Annotated in this window: 10 protein-coding genes; 6 read left to right on the top strand and 4 right to left on the bottom strand. The window is 48.7% G+C overall.

What is annotated here, in order from left to right; translation table 11 throughout:
* The first annotated feature begins 205 nt into the window (after positions 1–205).
* The 5 genes from DN748_RS01450 to DN748_RS01430 all read left to right on the top strand — a co-directional run bounded on the left by DN748_RS01450 (position 206) and on the right by DN748_RS01430 (position 12,343).
* Positions 206–1,351 carry an efflux RND transporter periplasmic adaptor subunit gene (locus tag DN748_RS01450; protein WP_112369975.1) on the top strand — a complete coding sequence of 382 codons (1,146 nt, stop codon included), beginning with the start codon at positions 206–208 and terminating at the stop codon, positions 1,349–1,351.
* A gap of 3 nt (positions 1,352–1,354) precedes the next feature.
* Complete coding sequence (locus tag DN748_RS01445) at positions 1,355–4,537, top strand: efflux RND transporter permease subunit (protein ID WP_112369974.1); 3,183 nt, start codon at positions 1,355–1,357, stop codon at positions 4,535–4,537.
* Entirely contained in the window at positions 4,515–5,981 is a 1,467-nt protein-coding gene (locus DN748_RS01440) for an efflux transporter outer membrane subunit (RefSeq protein ID WP_112369973.1), read from the top strand. The genes DN748_RS01445 and DN748_RS01440 overlap by 23 nt, the downstream gene beginning before the upstream one ends.
* Positions 5,982–6,322: 341 nt before the next feature.
* On the top strand, positions 6,323–10,852 hold the full coding sequence (gene gltB / locus DN748_RS01435) for a glutamate synthase large subunit (protein ID WP_112369972.1): 4,530 nt from the start codon (positions 6,323–6,325) through the stop codon (positions 10,850–10,852).
* A gap of 33 nt (positions 10,853–10,885) precedes the next feature.
* Positions 10,886–12,343, top strand: coding sequence for a glutamate synthase subunit beta (locus tag DN748_RS01430; protein WP_112369971.1), 1,458 nt, complete (start codon positions 10,886–10,888; stop codon positions 12,341–12,343).
* Between the two features lie 207 nt (positions 12,344–12,550).
* Here DN748_RS01430 and DN748_RS01425 read toward each other — a convergent pair whose 3' ends face one another.
* The 4 genes from DN748_RS01425 to DN748_RS01405 form a co-directional block, all read right to left on the bottom strand.
* On the bottom strand, positions 12,551–13,354 hold the full coding sequence (locus DN748_RS01425; RefSeq protein WP_112369970.1) for an endonuclease/exonuclease/phosphatase family protein: 804 nt from the start codon (positions 13,352–13,354) through the stop codon (positions 12,551–12,553).
* A gap of 372 nt (positions 13,355–13,726) precedes the next feature.
* Positions 13,727–14,353 (bottom strand): carbonic anhydrase, encoded by a 627-nt coding sequence (locus DN748_RS01415; RefSeq protein WP_112369968.1) that lies wholly within the window; start codon positions 14,351–14,353, stop codon positions 13,727–13,729.
* Between the two features lie 276 nt (positions 14,354–14,629).
* Entirely contained in the window at positions 14,630–15,385 is a 756-nt protein-coding gene (locus DN748_RS01410; RefSeq protein WP_112369967.1) for an SDR family oxidoreductase, read from the bottom strand.
* An 82-nt stretch (positions 15,386–15,467) separates the two neighbouring features.
* On the bottom strand, positions 15,468–16,040 hold the full coding sequence (locus DN748_RS01405; RefSeq protein ID WP_112369966.1) for a TetR/AcrR family transcriptional regulator: 573 nt from the start codon (positions 16,038–16,040) through the stop codon (positions 15,468–15,470).
* Between the two features lie 230 nt (positions 16,041–16,270).
* Here DN748_RS01405 and DN748_RS01400 point away from each other — a divergent pair, with 230 nt between their 5' ends.
* A complete protein-coding gene (locus DN748_RS01400; RefSeq protein WP_112369965.1) occupies positions 16,271–18,817 on the top strand; it encodes a phosphocholine-specific phospholipase C in 2,547 nt (848 codons plus the stop codon).
* The last annotated feature ends 2 nt before the right edge of the window (positions 18,818–18,819 follow it).

The raw sequence follows: 18,819 nt of genomic DNA, 5'->3' as shown, positions 1-18,819 counted from the left end.
GTCGATTTTCTCCAGGGGAAAAATGGGTAAAATTTACACACTTTAAGGGGTCTGCGTCTACATGTTTTACACACCGGTCTTTTTTATGCGTAAAAGTGCTTTTTTTAATGGTTTATTTATCAGTATATTGTGAGCTGTATTGCCGGAAGACAAGTCTGGCACTTATATTGACACATAACAGTTTTTATAAATTGTCTTATACAAGATGAAAAAGAAACAAACGGATTTACTTCACAAAGGATTTTTTTTAGGATTTGCATTGCTTTTAGTGTTATTACCGACCAGTTGCAGGGAGAAAGAAGAAGAGGACCTTGGGGTGCCTCTGCCCGTGTTGACATTAAAGGAAGAAGCTGCATCTGAAACAGCCGATTATTTAGGGTATATCGAGGGGATCGTGAATGTTGAGGTACGCCCGCAGGTAGAGGGTATACTGGAAGAGATTTATGTGGACGAGGGTGATTTTGTGGAAAAAGGGCAAAAGCTGTTTAAGGTTAATGAACTTCCTTATCTGGAAGACCTGAAAAATGCGAGGGCGAATGTGGAACTGGAAAAGGCCCGTTTACAGAAAGCCCAGACAGAACTGAACAGGCTGACCCCCCTGATAGAGAACGAAGTGATCTCTGAAGTCAGGATGCAGACCGCCCAGGCAGATTATAAAGTGGCCCAGTCTTCATTGGCGCGTGCAGAGGCCGAAGCGGCAAGTATGCAGATCAACCTGGAGTTTACGGAGATCAAGGCTCCTGTAAGCGGCTACATCGGACGGATCCCGAAACGTATCGGGAACCTGGTGGGAAAGGGTGATAGCCAGCCTTTGACCGTTTTGTCTGATATTCATGAGGTGTACTTTTATTTTTCCATGAGTGAGTCGGATTACCTCTTTTATGAAAAAGTCAGGAATGACACCCTTTCGAAAAAACTGAACCCGAATGTTAAACTGATCCTTGCCGATGGTGATGTGTATGAACGGCCGGGGAGAATTGACGCCAGTGTGGGGCAGGTAGACCGGTCTACCGGGACCATAACACTAAGGGCCAAGTTTGATAATCCGGATGCTCTGCTGCGGTCGGGGAGTACGGGGAAAATCATGCTGGAACAGGAGTATCCCGAGGCAATCCTGGTACCGCAGGAAGCTACGATAACTATTCAGGACAAGAACTTCGTTTTTGTGCTGGACGATCAGAATAAAGCAGTGAGAAAAGAGATTGGCATAGAAGGGATATCAGGTAAAAATTATATTATCAAAAAGACAAATCTTTCTACCGGAGACCGGGTGGTGACGTCCGGACTGGACAAGATTACGGATGGAATGAAAGTTAATCCCATTGAAAAAGGAAAGTTTCTCTTAAATTAAGACATGTTAAAGAAAATAATAGAAAGACCGGTCTTAGCTTCCGTAATATCGCTGTTACTCGTGATTTTCGGAATAGTTGGTATTATTGATTTGCCCATTACCCGTTTCCCGGAAATAGCCCCTCCCAGTGTAAGTGTTACCACTTCTTATCCGGGAGGTAATGCCGAAACCGTGGCGAGTTCGGTTCTCCTGCCGCTGGAGGAGGCCATTAACGGCGTTGAAGACATGACGTATATGCGTTCTATCGCCAATAATTCCGGTTCCGGGACCATCTCTGTCTTTTTTAAACCTGGAACAGACCCCGATGTGGCCGCGGTAAATATCCAGAACAGGATTTCAAAAGTCAGTAATCGTATTCCCCCCGAAGTCAATGAATCGGGAATATCCGTAGTAAAAAGACTGAGCGGGAATATAATGACGATCAACCTGTTTAGCGACAGTCCGGATTCCAGTTATGATGAAACCTTTCTTCAGGCGTATGCCAGGATTAATGTGATCAGGGAATTGCTCCGTATAGACGGTGTTGCAAGTGCAGATCTGCTGCGCGGGCGGGATTATGCCATGCGGGTATGGCTGAACCCGGAAAAGCTGGCCCTGTACAACCTGACCCCACAGGATGTGATTGCCGAGATAAGGGACCAGAATTTCGAATCGGCTCCGGGCGGAGTAGGGGAGAATTCAGAAGAGGCTTTTGAGGCGGTGTTCAAACACGGAGGACGCTTTAATATTCCCGAAGAGTATATGGACCTGGTTATTAAGACCAATGAAGACGGTTCCCTGCTTCACCTGAGGGACATAGCCCGGGTAGAATTCGGCGCCTCGAACTACAACAGTGATAATAAAGTGGACGGTAACCCGGGGATAACCATAAATATCTCACAGACAAACGATTCCAATGCAAGAGAGATAGACGAACAGGTGAGAAAGGTATTGGAGGAAAATTCCAAACTTTTCCCGGAAGGTATTGACTATGCGATCACTTATAGTGTGAAAGATCAGATAGATCAGTCTATAAACCAGGTGATAAAGACCATCTTTGAAGCCTTTATCCTGGTTTTTGTGGTGGTACTTGTGTTTTTGCAGAACTTCAAATTTACCTTAATACCGGCCATCACCGTTCCGGTATCGCTGATAGGAACCTTCTTTTTTCTTCAGCTGATGGGCTTCTCCATTAATGTACTTACCATGTTTGCCCTGGTGCTTTCCATAGGGATTGTCGTGGACGATGCCATTATTGTGGTGGAGGCTGTTCATGAAAAAATGCACAGTTTGAAGTTAAGTGCCAAAAAAGCGACAATAGCGGCCATGAAGGAAATCACTACACCGATCATATCGATTACCATCGTTTTGATTGCGGTTTTTGTTCCGGTTGGTTTTATGGACGGTCCGGTGGGTATCTTCTACAGGCAGTTTGCCTATACGATCGTGTTTGCCGTGCTTATCTCGGCGTTGAATGCACTTACATTAAGCCCTGTATTGAGCGTACTGTTTTACAGGAAAAGAAAGCGAAAAAGAGGGCCTTTGTTCCAGAGGGCCAAAAATTCCGAAAGCATTAAAAAAGTATCTGCGAAAACCGATAAATGGTTCGGGTTTTTCAATAGAGGATTTGCGTGGTTTACCCATAAATATATCAATGTGGTGCGCTGGACCATAGGTCACAAGTGGTATACCGCAGGGGCCCTGGTCCTGGTTCTGGCAGGTACGGGCTTTATGTTTTACCAGACTCCCAAGGGGTTTATCCCTACCGAAGATGACAGTTTTCTGTCTTTCTCACTGGCCATGCCGGCAGGGTCATCGCTGTACCGGACCACCAAAGCCCTTACCAAAGCAGATTCCATTATACGGATGCATGAAGCAGTAAGCAGCGTGAATACGGTTTCCGGGTATAATGTGGTAGATGCTTCCAATAGCCCTTCTTTCGGGATGGGATATATTAGTCTGAAAGATAAAAAACACCGCGGGGATATAGATGATATCAACGATGTGATCAGGGATCTCAGCGAAAAGCTGGCGGTAGTGGACGAAGCCAGTATAAACCTGTTTACAAGGCCTACCGTTCAGGGTTTTGGTGATATCAGCGGACTGGAATTTGTTCTGCAGGACAGGTCCGGGGGAGACTTCAGTACATTCGGGCAGACGGCTAATGAATTTGTAATTGAACTTAACAGGAGGCCTGAAATAGCCAATGCCTTTACATCTTTTGATGCCAACTTCCCCCAGTATAAACTGAATATAGATTATCAGAAAGCCAAATCTATGGGCGTTAGTGTCAAGGATATGATGCGTACCATTCAGACCTACTTCGGAAGGGTGCAATCGGGAGATTTTAACCGTTTCGGAAGGCAATACCGGGTATATATGCAATCGGATTTTCAGTTCAGGGATAATGCGAAATCTATCAATTCCATTTTTGTGAAGAATGACAAGGATGAAATGGTGCCGGTAAATGCTCTTGTCAGTGTAGAACAGACCTTCGGCCCTGAAATAGTTAATCGTTATAACCTGTATAATGCTATCAGTGTAAACGCTACTCCTGCAAAAGGATACAGTACGGGTGATGCGATGAATGCCATTGAAGAAATAGCCCGCGAAAAACTGCCGGGAAACTACAGCTATGAATGGACGGGGATAAGCCTTGAAGAAGAACAATCGGGCTCTGAAACCGCAATGATCTTTGTGTTGAGCCTGGTGGTCGTATTCTTTATACTGGCGGCCCAGTACGAAAGCTACTGGTTGCCCTGGTCGGTTTTATTGTCCCTGCCCTGCGGACTGCTCGGGGTGTTTCTTGCCATTAACCTGGCAGGTATCGAAAACAATATTTACGTTCAGGTCGGGATTATCATGCTTGTAGGGCTACTGGCGAAAAATGCAATATTGATCGTGGAATTTGTTGTTCAGAAAAGAAAAAACGGATTGTCTGTGCTGGAATCTGTCATCTCCGCCTCTGAACAGCGGATACGCCCTATTCTCATGACGTCCATGGCATTTATTGCAGGGCTGATCCCGCTGATGTTTACCACCGGTTCTTCTGCAGAAGGAAATAAATCGGTAAGTGTGGGAGCAGCCGGGGGAATGATCCTCGGAGTGTGTCTCGGGGTGCTTGTCATTCCGGCCCTGGCCTATATGTTTCAGACAATACACGAAAAATTACACGGTACCCCCGATGAAAACAATGATGATGAATAAGATGAACAGTTTGTTGTACAAGGGCGCATTGACGGTCCTGATCTCCGTAAGTGTCATTGGTTGCAAGGTAGGAGAAAACTACAAAAGACCGGAACTGGACCAACCATCTGCTTTTTCAAGAGATAGTGTGGAGGCAGACAGCATCAGTGTTGCAAAAATGGAATGGAGAGAATTTTTTAAGGATTCCATGCTTATCAGCCTGATCGATACCGCGTTACAGAATAATTTCGAAATGAGCAGGGCGGCTCTTTATATCGCTATAAACGATGAGAGTTTAAGACAGTCGAAAGCCAATTTCCTTCCTTCACTGGAAAGCTCCCCCGCAGAATATGTAAAGGAATATTTTTCTGAAAATTATTATTCCAGCCCTGCTTCCAGTTACTATGGAGACAGGACCCCGCCATCGAGTTTCTATATTCAGCAGCAGGAGTATATAAGCAGCCTCAGTTCGAGCTGGGAACTGGATATATGGGGGAAGTTCCGAAGGCAGAAGGAGTCTGCCCTGGCAGGGTATATGGAAAGTGTGGAACTGAAAAAAGCGGTTCAGACGTCCCTGATCGCGGAAGTGGCCTCTACCTACTACAACCTGTTGATGCTGAATGCCCAATTAGAGGTTGCGAACTCGAATTTAGCGCTCAACGACAGTACCCTGACCATCCTGAGATTGCAATATGAAGCCGGAGAGGTCACTTCTCTTGCCGTTCAGCAAACGGAGTCGCAAAGGCTGAAAGCGGAGGGGCTTATCCCCCAGCTGGAAAAAGAGTATACCTTCCAGGAGAATAAATTAAACGTACTTCTGGGGCGGTATCCCCGGCACATTGAAATAGAAAGGGAACTGGAAGAAGTAGATTCCGAAACCATTTACGATACGGGGGTGCCTGTCGACCTCATTGCCAACCGGCCGGATGTCGCTGCGTCAGAATACGCCCTGATCGCGGCCAATGCCAATGTCGGCGTAGCGGAGTCCCTGAAATATCCTTCACTGACCCTCAATGCCGATCTGGGATTGAATACTTTATGGCTGAAAAACCTTTTTGATCCGGTAGGATCGGGATTTGCAGTCTTAAACGGGGCCATTTTTCAGCCTATTTTTCAAAACAGGAAAATAAAAACCAATTTCAGGATTGCCCAGAAGGAAAGGGAAATCGCGATTATTGATTTTAAGGAACGCTTTACCGAAGCGGTAAGTGAGGTTTCCAATGCCCTGGTCAGTATTGATAAACTCAATGTTGAATATGAAGTTGCGAAGAAAAGGATCACGGTCGCGCAAAGTAGTGTAAACAATGCGGAACTCCTGTTCCGGAGCGGCCTGGCAAATTATCTTGAAGTATTGACAGCCCAAAGCAATGCCCTGGAAAGTGATCTGAACCTGGTAAGCGTGAAAATGCAGATGTTGCTCGCAAACATAGAACTCTACCGTAGCCTCGGGGGAGGATGGCAGTAGTGATTATCTCCTTTTTGTGCCTGTGGATTTTTATAAAAAAGGGGGGTGATGACAATATGCGTGTTTTTAAGTCAATATTTTGATTTTTTGAAGGGGTTGAATGCCTGTTATTGATTTTTATGAGCGTATTCATGTTTTTTTGAGGGGGTATGTGTGTTTTTTTCTTTTTGAAATACAATATTTTTAATATCCGGGGGACTTCGTTGAAAATTTGAATTCTATACAATGTTTTTTTGGTAAATGAGGATTAATTTGTTGTAAATACGCTATTGCTTTCGCTTTTTTTCATATTTGTGTTAATTTCGTTGACGATTTTGTAACACACCAACCCTTTAGGAAGTATGAGAGTAAAGCAGCAAGGATTGTATTCCCCGGAATTTGAGCATGATAACTGTGGTGCAGGGTTCATTTGTAACCTGAAAGGAAAAAGGACCAACGACATTATCCATAAGGCCCTCGACATTCTTATCCGTCTCGAGCACAGAGGTGCGGTAAGTGCGGATGGAAAAACAGGAGACGGGGCCGGGATACTTATAGAAATTCCACACGAGTTTTTTAAGGCGTCCTGTAGTTTTGAACTGCCCGACCGTAAGGAATATGCGGTGGGAATGTTATTTCTGCCGAAATCGCCAAACCAGGTAAAGGTCTGCATGAAGATCTTTGAGGAGAATGTAGCCCGGCAGGGCCTGCATATCATAGGCTGGCGCAGGGTACCCGTAGATCACGACTGTATAGGGCGGATAGCTGCCGAATCTGAGCCTACCGCAATGCAGGTTTTTATAGGCAAGAACGGGCAGGAACTTTCCGAACGCGATTTCAATGCCCGCCTATTTGCCGCCCGCAAGATCGCGGAACACCAGGTGTTGCAATCCAATTTCTCCGAAGCGGGCTATTTCTATTTCAGCAGCCTGTCTACCACCACCATAATATACAAGGGCCTCCTGATGCCCCAGGACATCAACAGGTATTACCGCGACCTGGACGACCCGGCGGTAGTGACCAAACTGGCCCTGGTACACCAGCGGTTTTCGACCAATACTTTCCCTACCTGGGACCTGGCACAGCCGTTCCGCTATATGTGCCACAACGGGGAGATCAATACCCTCAAGGGAAACCTGAGCCGGATGAAAGCCAGGGAAGAACTCTTCTCCAGCGATATATTCGGTGATGATCTCAGGGACATTCCGCCCATAGTGCTCGAAGGAAAGTCTGATTCTGCCTCCATGGATATGGTGCTGGAACTGTTGCTGCAGACAGGGCGGTCACTCCCGGAAGCCATGATGATGATGGTGCCCGAAGCCTGGGAAAAGCACCCTTTTATGGAAGACGATAAAAAGGCATTTTACGAATACAATGCCTGTATTATGGAGCCCTGGGACGGCCCGGCTTCCATACCGTTTACCGATGGAAATTATATCGGGGCACTGCTCGACCGTAACGGTCTCCGCCCTTCGAGATATACCGTGACCAAGGATGGCTATGTAATCATGTCTTCCGAAACGGGCGTTATCGATATCAAGCCCGAAAATGTGGCTTATCACGGGCGCCTGGAACCGGGGAGGATGTTCCTCGTTGATATGAATGAAGGCCGGATTGTGGGGGATGAGGAAATAAAAAAGGAGATCTCTTCCCGCCGGCCGTACAGGCAATGGCTGGACGATAACCTGCTGCCGCTGGCGAGCATACCTTATACCGGCAACAAGACCCCGGTGGAAAAAACCGGTATCTACACAAGACAACAGCTCTTCGGATATACCCTGGAAGACATAAAGACCATTATTACGCCCATGGCTACCGAGGGAAAAGAGGCTATCGGGTCGATGGGATTTGATGCTCCCCTTGCGGTGCTTTCTGAAAAACCGCAGTTGCTGTACAACTATTTTAAACAGCTCTTCGCACAGGTGACCAATCCGCCCCTGGACGGTATCAGGGAAGAGATCGTTACCGATATCAGCCTGTCCATAGGAGGTGACCGTAACATTTTTGATGTGGTTCCCGAACAGGCTAAAAAGCTGCGCATACAGAACCCGGTGATTTCCAATGAAGACCTGGACAAGATCAAGTACATGGAGCACCCTGATTTCAAGGCCCGGTCTGTTTCGGTGCTCTACGAGATAGACAAGGGGCTGAACGGACTGGAATCGCGCCTGGAAGCCATTGTCGGTGAGATCGGGACAGCCATAGATGAAGGGGCCAATGTGATCATCCTGTCCGACAGGAATGTCCGCGAAGGCTATGCTCCCATACCAGCCATCCTGGCCTGCTCGCATGTGCACCATTCCCTGAACAAGCTGAGAAAACGCTCGTCGATCGGTATTATCGTAGAATCTGCCGAACCGAGGGAACCCCACCATTTTGCCATGCTCTTCGGTTATGGTGCCAGCGCCATAAACCCCTATATGGTGAATGAGATCATAGAGCAGATGGTAGCCAATGAAGATATTGTGGTGGAAAGTGCCGATAAGGCCATAAAGAATTTTAACAAGGCCATCGGGAAGGGGATCGTCAAGATCATGAACAAGATCGGGATCTCCACGCTGCATTCCTATCGCGGCTCCCAGATATTCGAGGCCCTGGGGCTCAACAAAAAATTTGTGGACAAGTACTTCTGTAATACGGCAACCCGTATTGAGGGTATAGGACTTTATGAAATAGAAAAGGAAATACGCAAGCGTTACGACCTGGCCTTTGAAAAGGAGGAGATCTCTGCCAGCATGCCCCTGCATATAGGAGGGGATTACCGGTGGAGGAGGAACGGAGAACGCCATATGTTCAACCCGGCATCCGTAGCCAAATTGCAACAGGCCGTACGACAGAACAAATACGATAGTTATAAGGAGTATTCCGGGATCATCAATGAGCAGAGCGAGCGCCTGATGACCATAAGGGGGATGTTCTCCTTTAAGAATCTCAATCCCATCCCGCTGGAGGAAGTAGAACCGTGGACCGATATTGTAAAACGGTTCAAGACGGGGGCCATGTCTTTCGGGTCTATCAGCCAGGAAGCTCATGAAAACCTGGCTATAGCGATGAACCGTATCGGGGGGAAAAGCAACTCCGGGGAAGGAGGGGAAGACCCCCGGCGTTTTCACAAGGACCTGGACGGTGCCTGGAAAAACAGTGCCATCAAACAGGTGGCCTCGGGAAGGTTCGGAGTGTCGATCAATTACCTTACCAATGCCCGTGAGATACAGATCAAAATGGCCCAGGGAGCCAAGCCCGGAGAAGGAGGACAGTTGCCGGGACCGAAAGTATATCCCTGGGTAGCCAAGGTGAGGAATTCTACGCCTTATGTGGGGTTGATCTCGCCACCCCCGCACCACGATATCTATTCCATAGAAGATCTGGCGCAACTTATTTACGATCTTAAAAATGCCAACCGCGAAGCCCGTGTAAATGTAAAACTCGTCTCGGAAGTAGGGGTGGGCACTATTGCCGCCGGTGTGGCCAAGGCCAAGGCCGATGTGATCCTGGTATCGGGATTTGACGGAGGTACCGGGGCATCTCCGCTTACCTCCCTGAGACATGCGGGACTGCCCTGGGAGCTGGGCATTGCCGAGGCACAGCAGACCCTGGTGCTCAATGACCTCAGGAACAGGATCGTCCTGGAATGCGACGGACAGCTCAAGACCGGAAGAGATGTGGCCATAGCCTGCCTGCTCGGTGCGGAAGAATTCGGTTTTGCCACCGCCCCCCTGGTCGCTTCGGGATGTATCATGATGCGCGCCTGCCATCTCAATACCTGCCCCGTGGGGATTGCTACCCAGGACCCGGAGTTGCGCAAGAATTTTAAGGGAACACCGGAACACGTGATCAATTTTATGTATTTCGTAGCCCAGGAGTTGCGGCAGATCATGGCAGACCTCGGTTTCAGGACCATTAATGAAATGGTGGGAAAAAGTGAGAAACTGGATATGAACAGGGCCGTAGAACACTATAAGGCCCAGGGGATCGACCTGTCCAGGATACTCTACAAACCCCGGGTGGAAGAAGGCGTTGCCCTTTACAACACCAAAAAGCAGGATCACGAGCTGGAGCATGTACTGGATTTTGATATCCTGAGCAAGGCACACCCTGCGGTGTACAGGAAAGAGAAGATGGAGCAGTGTTTTATCATCAATAACCTGAACCGTACCACGGGAGCCATACTGAGTAACGAAATTTCAAAAATACACGGGGAGAAAGGTCTTCCCGAAGATACGCTTACCCTCAAGTTTACGGGTTCTGCCGGACAGAGTTTCGGGGCTTTTGCCACCCGGGGGCTTACCATGATAGTCAACGGTAATACCAACGATTATTTCGGGAAAGGACTTTCCGGGGGGAAACTCGTGGTAAGAGTGCCCGAAAAGGCCGATTTCAAACCCGAAGAGAACATCATCATAGGAAACGTTGCCCTTTACGGAGCCATCACCGGTGAGGCATACATTAACGGTATCGCGGGAGAACGTTTCTGTGTGAGGAATTCCGGGGCCCGGGCAGTGGTAGAAGGAGTCGGAGACCACGGTTGTGAGTATATGACCGGAGGGGTGGCTGTTATACTGGGCAGGATAGGAAGAAACTTTGCCGCGGGGATGAGCGGCGGAGTGGCCTATATCTACAACGGTTCCGGTACGGTAAGCGATCATTACTTTAACCTGGAGATGGTAGAACTTGAGTCTCCTTCGGCCGGCGATACGGATGAGGTCAGGCAGCTTGTGGAAAACCACTATGTGTATACGGCCAGTCCGCTGGCCAAAAGACTGCTGGACCACTGGGAGGTAGAGAGAAACAACTTTATCAAGGTCATGCCTGTGGAATACAAGAAGGCACTGGAACGCCTGGCCAGAGAAGAGGCTATGGACAGTGAAGCCTTGATGGAGAAAGTAAAGTAAGAGAGAATAAGGGCACAATAAAAAATAGCGACTATGGGAAAACTAAGAGGCTTTCTGGAATATGACAGGCAAGTAGAAAACTATATAGAAGTTAAACAAAGGGTAAAGAATTACGAAGAGTTTACCGTAGATCTCTCCGAGAAAGAGCTCAACGAGCAGGGAGGGCGATGTATGGATTGCGGTATTCCCTTTTGTCACAGCGGATGCCCGCTCGGAAACCTGATCCCGGATTTTAATGATGCGGTATATAAGAACAATTGGGTAAAGGCGCTGGAAATTCTGCATGCTACCAATAACTTTCCCGAGTTTACCGGGAGGTTATGCCCTGCGCCCTGTGAGTCGGCCTGTGTACTCGGGATCATAAAACCCCCGGTGTCTATTGAACTGATCGAGAAATATATCGTGGAACGGGGCTTTAAGGAAGGCTGGATCAAGGCAGATCCGCCTGCGGAGCGTACCGGCAAAACGGTAGCGGTTATAGGTTCGGGACCGGCAGGGCTTGCAGCAGCGCAACAACTCAACAGGGCCGGGCACCAGGTCACTGTCTTTGAAAGGGATGAGAAAGCCGGTGGATTACTCCGTTATGGCATCCCGGATTTTAAACTGGAAAAACACACCATAGACCGCAGGCTCGCCATACTGGAAGAAGAAGGAATAAGCTTCAGGACCGGAGTCCATGTAGGGGTGAATTACGATGTGGAAGAACTCAGGTCTTTCGATGCCGTTGTGCTGTGCGGAGGAGCCACTGCACGCAGGGGGCTTCCGATCCCCGGAGGTGATGCACAGGGTGTGGTACAGGCCATGGAATTCCTGAAGCGCAATAACCAGGTGGTGGACGGCGTAGCGGAAACCGTGGAAAGCCTGCATGCCGGTGGAAAACACGTTATCGTTATCGGAGGCGGGGATACGGGATCTGACTGTGTGGGGACCTCCAATCGTCACGGGGCGAGATCGGTAACCAATTTTGAGATCCTTCCCATGCCATCAAAGGAGAGGACCGGAGAACATCCGTGGCCTTTCTGGCCCTTTACCCTGAAAAGCACCAGTTCTCATGAGGAGGGATGCGACCGTAACTGGAGCATCGCAACCAAGGAATTTATAAAGGATGAGAAAGGTAATCTGAAGGCCCTGAAAACAGTGGAAGTCGAGTGGGTTAAGGTTCCCGGGGGGCGCCCGCAACTGAAGGAAGTGGAGGGTACCGGGAAGGAATGGCCCTGTGACCTGGCCCTGCTGGCACTCGGGTTTACCGGACCCGAACAGACCTTGCCGGAACAGCTGGGACTTAAACAGGATACCAGGACCAATATCAAGGGGAATAATTATCAGACCAATGTGCCCAACGTATTTGTGGCCGGAGACATGCGCAGGGGCCAGTCGCTTATCGTATGGGCCATTTCCGAGGGCAGGGAAGCCGCGCATCACGTCGATAAATACCTTATGGGCAGTTCTTCGCTTCCGCTCAAGGAAAAAGGAGATCTGCCGGCTGCATAGTTAACCACCCCCCGGGGCAGGCCCGGGAAAACACTTCAGCCTTGCCGGGTATGGTGCAGGTGCGGAGTATAATAATAAAATAATGGTCTCACCTGGGTGAGAGAAAAGTTAATAGAGCGTATTTTTCCTCTATTTTATTTGTGTTAGTGTAAGTGGAGAGAGCCGGGCCGTATCTGAAGTGTCCGGCTCTTTCGTTTTTAATGGTGCCTATGGCGTCAGCAATACTTTTGCCACAACCGGCATATGGTCGGAATGTTGTACGGAAGGCACTTCTACGGCAGAGATCTCCCATTTTGCGTTATTGCTCAGCCAGATATAATCTATACGGGCCCGCGGATTGTCGGCAGGTATGGTATGCCGGGGCGATCCGAATGCTTTGGCGGCATCTGTCCACCCCGGTTGCAAGACCTTATAAGGAGCCGATCCTTCCCTGAAATTCAGGTCGCCCGCAAGTACTACGGGATGATCGAACTTCAGGAGAAAGTCGTTAATGGCTTTGGTCTGCGCCACGCGGTTTTCTTCAGATTCGTGACAGAGGTGTGTGGCCGCAAAGGTGATTTTACTGCCGGGGGCATATTCGTATGTGGTGTATATCATGGCCCTCCCTTCTCCACCTTCCGGCGTTGGAAGGTTCAGCACCTTAAATGCGGATGTCCCGGCAGAAAGCAGGCCCTCCCCGTATCCGCCTTCGCTGTAATCTATGGCTTTCCCGAAACCTCCGTGCATACCGGTAAGCTGCTCCAGCTCTTTAACCAGGTCTTTTTTCTCGCCCCCGTTAAACCCGGCTGTGCGCAGTGTCATGCTGTCTACCTCCTGGAGTGCTACAAAATCCGGCCGATGGCTCTTGATAACTTCGGCTATTCCGTTGATATTGCTCTCTCCTCTCCGGTAATTGTCTTCCCCGTGGTAGATGTTATAGGTCATGAGGGTGAATGCGGCCGGTTCCTGCGTGTCCTTGCAGGACATCAGGACAAGGCCGAGGAATAAAAAGATGTAGCTGGTATATTTCATGTCTTCCGGTTTTTATGGTAACGCCCCGCGGGCTGTTTGCCCGAAAGCTTTGGCATCGGTATAATTTCCGTGCGATTTATTCGTTTTATACAGCATACTGCCGGAAGAATGATAGAGACCAGGGCGGGAACACCAGTTGCCGTCCCCGCGTCTGATCTCGACTCAACACACATATCTTTTACAAAGCAGGTCATCCTGCTTTTTCCGGCTTGTTCTCAACTTTTTTGTGTTCGTGCACAGGAATGTGCTAAGATACTAAATTTTGGGATATGGCAAAATCCTGTTTCGGGAATGGCAGTTCAGGCATTATTCTGGTTCCTGGAAAATGTTCATCCCGACCACAGTCCCCGGCCCACCCGACAGGGAAACCTGTTATTCCAGGTTGTATATTTCCGTAATATCCTCCAGCAGCTTGTCGATATCGATGTTGAGGTCTATCAGTTTCCCGCTTTGAATGTCAAAAACCCAGCCGTGAACCCGGAGCCCCCTTTCCTTATAAGCCTTTTGTACTGCCGCAGTCTTGATAAGGTTGAGGCATTGTTCCTGTACGTTGAGTTCCACAAGACGGTTATATCGGTCGGTTTCGTCTGCAATGGCATTCAGTTCCTTTTTGTGAAGCCGGTATACATCCCTGATATTGCGGAGCCAGGGGTTCAGTATGCCCAGGTCTTCGGCCTGCATGGCTGCTTTTACCCCTCCACAGAAATAGTGCCCGCATACCACCACATGCTTCACTTTAAGATGGTTTACGGCATAGTTGACTACCGACATGACATTGAGGTCTATGCTGATTACCATATTGGCAATATTGCGATGAACGAATACTTCTCCCGGTTGTGCCCCCATCAGCTCTTCTGCGGTAACCCGGCTGTCGGAACAACCGATATAGAGGATTTCCGGACTTTGCCCTTTGGAGAGATTTTCAAAATAAGCAGGATCGGTTTCCAGTTTCGTCGCGATCCAGTTCCTGTTGTTTTCAAAGACTTTGGATAATTCCATGAGTGTGAAAATGTTATATTCGTTTCCGTAAAACCAGTTACTGTCAACTGGTTCACAGAGCGCAAAATTAGGGGAAAATCATGGACAAATACCAAGGTTTTTACGATAAATAAGGTTTGTGATGCAGTGATTACTGTATCGGAAAACATTGGGAGGGCGAGGGTAGCTACTATCTTAAAGGCCTTTCGAAAAGCGGTTGATACAAGGGTAATGAGGGTCACAGGGAAGAAAGAAACAAGGCGAATACGGTATTGCATCCGCCTTGTACAGGATGGCTTATCTCGTAGTATATCCGCCATTGGCAAAGATCGTTTGTCCCGTAATCCACCAACCGTCGGTGGCGAGAAACCTGACTATGGGAACTATATCCTCAATTACCGTGAGAAAACCGTTCATGGCCTGCGATTTGTGAAATTCAACCCGTTCCGGTGTTTCCTGCCCGTAAAAGAACGGGGTGTCCATTGGTCCCGGACCTATGGCTGTTACAGAAATGCCTTTGGTGCCGAATTCTTTGGCCGCGGCCCTGGTAAAGTGTTCTACGGGGGCCTTACCGCCTGCATAGGTGGAATACCCGTCGGTAAACGCAGCGAGTAGCGAGGTCACTATCGTTATGATCTTTCCGTCTTTTTCGAGGTTTTTTCCGGCCTCTTTAATAAAAAAGTAGGCTGCTTTGGAGTTGACCCCAAACATGGTGTCGTAATCCTCTTCGGTGGTATCGGCAATAGGTTTTCTCAGTACCATGCCCACGGTGTTGATCGCAATGTCTACCCGTCCGAATTCGTCTTTGGCCACCTGAAAGAGTTGGGTTACATTGTCAGGTTTGGTAAGGTCGGCCTGGAAAAGTACGGCTTTACGGCCTAATGCTTCCACATCCTTCCTGGTCTTTTCCGCGGCCTGACGTGTGGTATCACTGTTGTAGTGGATGAGTATGTCCGACCCTTCCCTGGCAAATGATGTGCTGATAAGTCCCCCGAGGTTTTTCGCACCGCCGGCCACGACGGTTACTTTGTCTTTTAATGCAATTTTAGCCATAATAATAGTGTTTTTTAATTTAGATATGGCTAAAAGTATCAGATACAGACTGAATATTCGTTCAGTATTTATTAAAAAAAAGTTAAAGGATTTCTTCTCTTTTTTTGACAGAATCCCATGCCATTTTCAGAAATTGTTCCCTGAGGTTGTCATCTATGTGAATTTGTAGTTCGGAAGCACATTTCAGCCAGTAACAGACAGCACCGAAGACAAAATAGGTAAGATGGGATGCCTCCAGGTCTTTGAAGAGCCCCTGCTCCAGGCCTCTGGCATACATTTCATCAAAAGGATAGAACCGGGACATGGCTTCCTGCTGTGTCTTCTTTTCGATAACAGGAGAAAAAGCATACTGGCTTATAAAATTGAATTTGAGGGGATTTTGAAGAAAAAAATCGATCATGCGGCCGTATACATCATAGAAAGTCTCCGAAACACTGTTGAGGGCATTGTAATTGACAAAGATCGTCTCGGCTTCCTCCGTTTTGATCTTGATGTAGATCCCGTTAACGATATCTTCCTTGTTCCTGAAGCGTTTATATACACTTCCCATGCCCACTCCTGCCCGTTCTGCGATCTGAGACATGGGAGTGTGTTGAAGCCCCTGTTTGATGATGAGGTCGAGGGAACCCTGTAGTATTTTTTCTCTTTTTTCCATAAAAGCCCTTTTTTCAAAAATCCGAGGTAGGGTAAAAGTATTTATTTTTTATTACCTGATGCAAAGTTTACAGCGTATTTCTTGGTTCGAAGCAATTCCTGATTATCCGATATTAGTGTTAGCTTCAGAATATCCATTCAGCCATATTGTAACACTGGGTTTGAATAAAGTTTGTAATTTGTGTCCGGGTTTAACTGTGATATTATGATCCGGCATAATCTTATCATTTCATGGATACGAGAAGAGATTTTTTAAAGAAGGCAGCGATGCTCACCGGAGGCGTGGGGGTCGGGATGGCATTTCCGCCCTCTATACAGAAGGCACTGGCGATAAACCCGGATGAAGGCACTTCGTTTGAGGATGCCGAACACGTGGTGCTGCTCATGCAGGAAAACCGCTCTTTCGATCACTGTTTCGGTACCCTGAGAGGAGTGCGCGGCTACAACGACCCGAGGGCCATCACCCTTCCGGGCAAAAACCCGGTGTGGCTGCAACGCAACGAAAAAGGGGAGACCTATGCTCCTTTTCGTTTGAATATGAGGGAGACCAGGGCGACCTGGATGGGAGACCTCCCACATTCCTGGGAAAACCAGGTGGATGCGAGAAATGACGGGAAATATGATCAGTGGCTGGTGGCAAAGAAGGTTTGGAGAAAGGCGTATAAGGATATCCCGCTGACCCTCGGGTATTACCAGCGGGAAGACATTCCCTTTTATTATGCTTTTGCCGATGCCTTTACCGTTTTTGACCAGCATTTCTGTTCGTCACTCACCGGGACCACGACCAACAGGCTTTTTTTCTGGAGCGGTACACACAGGGCTTCACCGGAGGGCAGCCCGAAGGTCCGGAATTCGGAAGTGTACTATAACCGGGAAGTCAGCTGGAAGACCTTTCCCGAAAGACTGGAGGAAAACGGGATATCGTGGAGGGTGTACCAGAACGAAATAAGCCTGCAGACCGAACTGGAAGGAGAAGACCAGTCGCTGCTGGGCAATTTCACCGATAATAACCTGGAGTGGTTCTCGCAGTTCAATGTCCGCTACAGTGAAGGACATCAGAAATTCCTGAAGAAAAGACTGGCCGAACTTCCCGGTGAAATATCGGCACTGGAGAAGACTGTGAGGGAACAGCCGAAATCACAGACACAGAAACTCCGGAATACCCTGGAACAGAAAAGGCAGCAGCTGGAGAAGATCAAAGAGGAGTTACGGGTGTGGAACCCCGGTAACTTTGAAAAGCTTTCCGCCTATAACAAAAACCTGCACCGCAAGGCTTTTACGATCAATACGGATGATCCGGATTACCACCGTACGGAAACCGTTACCTGGACGGAGGATAGCGAAGAACGATCTATAAAGGTGCCCAAAGGGGATATACTTCACCAGTTCCGGAAGGATGTGGATAGCGGGGAGCTGCCCGCCGTCTCCTGGCTTGTGGCTCCACAGAAATTTTCAGACCATCCCAGCGCCCCCTGGTATGGTGCCTGGTATGTGTCGGAAGTACTGGACATCCTTACGAAGAACCCGGAAGTGTGGAAAAAGACGGTGTTTATACTCACTTATGATGAGAATGACGGCTATTTCGATCATGTTCCCCCTTTTGTGGCGCCCGACCCGAAGCGTAAAAATGCCTATTCCGAAGGTTTGGATACCGCGCAGGAATACGTGACCCGGGAAGAGGAGCTCTGGAAAGAGAACATGGACCCTGAAAATGCCCGGGAGAGCCCGGTAGGACTGGGATACCGGGTGCCGATGATAGTCGCTTCGCCCTGGACACGCGGCGGCTGGGTGAATTCGGAGGTCTGTGATATCACGTCTACCCTGATGTTTATGGAAACATGGCTGGGCAAAAAGACGGGAAAGAAGGTCCGGGAAAGCAATATCAGCTCCTGGCGCCGGGCGATGTGCAGCGATCTCACTTCGGCATTTCGTCCCTTCGATGCTTCGGCATTCCGCTACGACGATTTTGTAGACCGTAACCAGTTGATGAAGGAGGTTTATAATGCTTCTTTTAAAACTCCTCCTTCCAATTTTGCCCCCTTGTCCGAAACGCAGATACAACGGGTGAAACAGGGAGAAAAGATGTCCTTTATGCCGGAGCAGGAAAGGGGGAGCAGGGACTCCTGTGCCCTGCCATATGAGCTTTATGCGGAGGGCTGGCTTTCGAAGGATAAAAAAACTTTTGAGCTCTCTTTTCGCGCAGCAGACAGCCTCTTCGGGAACACGGCTTCAGGGGCACCCTTTCACGTGTATGCCCCGGGAAAATACCTCCGGGAGAACAGCCCGGGAAATCAAATGACGGAAGAGGTAAGGGCCTGGCCCTATGCCGTAGCTGCAGGGCACGAACTAAAAGATAGCTGGCCGCTGGATCACTTTGAAGGCGGGCGGTACCACCTCAGGGTTTACGGACCTAACGGCTTTTACCGGGAATTTTGCGGAGATGCCGAAGATCCGGAGGTAGCGATCCGTTTCGGTTATGAGCGGAAGGGCAGGTTTTTGAAAAAGTGTTCGGGCAATGCCGTGCTGGAAGTAACGAACCGTTCCGGAAGGGCTGTCCGTATTACCGTTGCCGACCAGGCATACCGCAACCCGGAGACCGGGAAACGTATCGGAAAAGGCAGTACGGAGCAGATCGTCGTACCTGCAGCCGGGAGTTACGGATGGTATGACGTGCTTGTGACCATAGAGGGAGAAAAGACATTTTCACGCCGCTATGCCGGCAGGGTGGAGACCGGCAGGCATTCGCGCACCGACCCTTTTATGGGGCGGGAGCTTTAACG

Source organism: Sinomicrobium soli (assembly GCF_003285545.1).
GTDB lineage: Bacteria > Bacteroidota > Bacteroidia > Flavobacteriales > Flavobacteriaceae > Sinomicrobium.
The sequence above is the reverse complement of the archived record's forward strand: the minus strand, read 5'-3'. Positions and strand labels throughout refer to the sequence as shown.

What these genes read in the sequence shown, in the direction of transcription:
- DN748_RS01450 (WP_112369975.1), top strand. Translation starts at nt 206, where the DNA reads ATGAAAAAGAAACAAACGGATTTACTTCACAAAGGATTTTTTTTAGGA.
- DN748_RS01445 (WP_112369974.1), top strand. Translation starts at nt 1,355, where the DNA reads ATGTTAAAGAAAATAATAGAAAGACCGGTCTTAGCTTCCGTAATATCG.
- DN748_RS01440 (WP_112369973.1), top strand. Translation starts at nt 4,515, where the DNA reads ATGAAAACAATGATGATGAATAAGATGAACAGTTTGTTGTACAAGGGC.
- gltB (WP_112369972.1), top strand. Translation starts at nt 6,323, where the DNA reads ATGAGAGTAAAGCAGCAAGGATTGTATTCCCCGGAATTTGAGCATGAT.
- DN748_RS01430 (WP_112369971.1), top strand. Translation starts at nt 10,886, where the DNA reads ATGGGAAAACTAAGAGGCTTTCTGGAATATGACAGGCAAGTAGAAAAC.
- DN748_RS01425 (WP_112369970.1), bottom strand. Translation starts at nt 13,354, where the DNA reads ATGAAATATACCAGCTACATCTTTTTATTCCTCGGCCTTGTCCTGATG.
- DN748_RS01415 (WP_112369968.1), bottom strand. Translation starts at nt 14,353, where the DNA reads ATGGAATTATCCAAAGTCTTTGAAAACAACAGGAACTGGATCGCGACG.
- DN748_RS01410 (WP_112369967.1), bottom strand. Translation starts at nt 15,385, where the DNA reads ATGGCTAAAATTGCATTAAAAGACAAAGTAACCGTCGTGGCCGGCGGT.
- DN748_RS01405 (WP_112369966.1), bottom strand. Translation starts at nt 16,040, where the DNA reads ATGGAAAAAAGAGAAAAAATACTACAGGGTTCCCTCGACCTCATCATC.
- DN748_RS01400 (WP_112369965.1), top strand. Translation starts at nt 16,271, where the DNA reads ATGGATACGAGAAGAGATTTTTTAAAGAAGGCAGCGATGCTCACCGGA.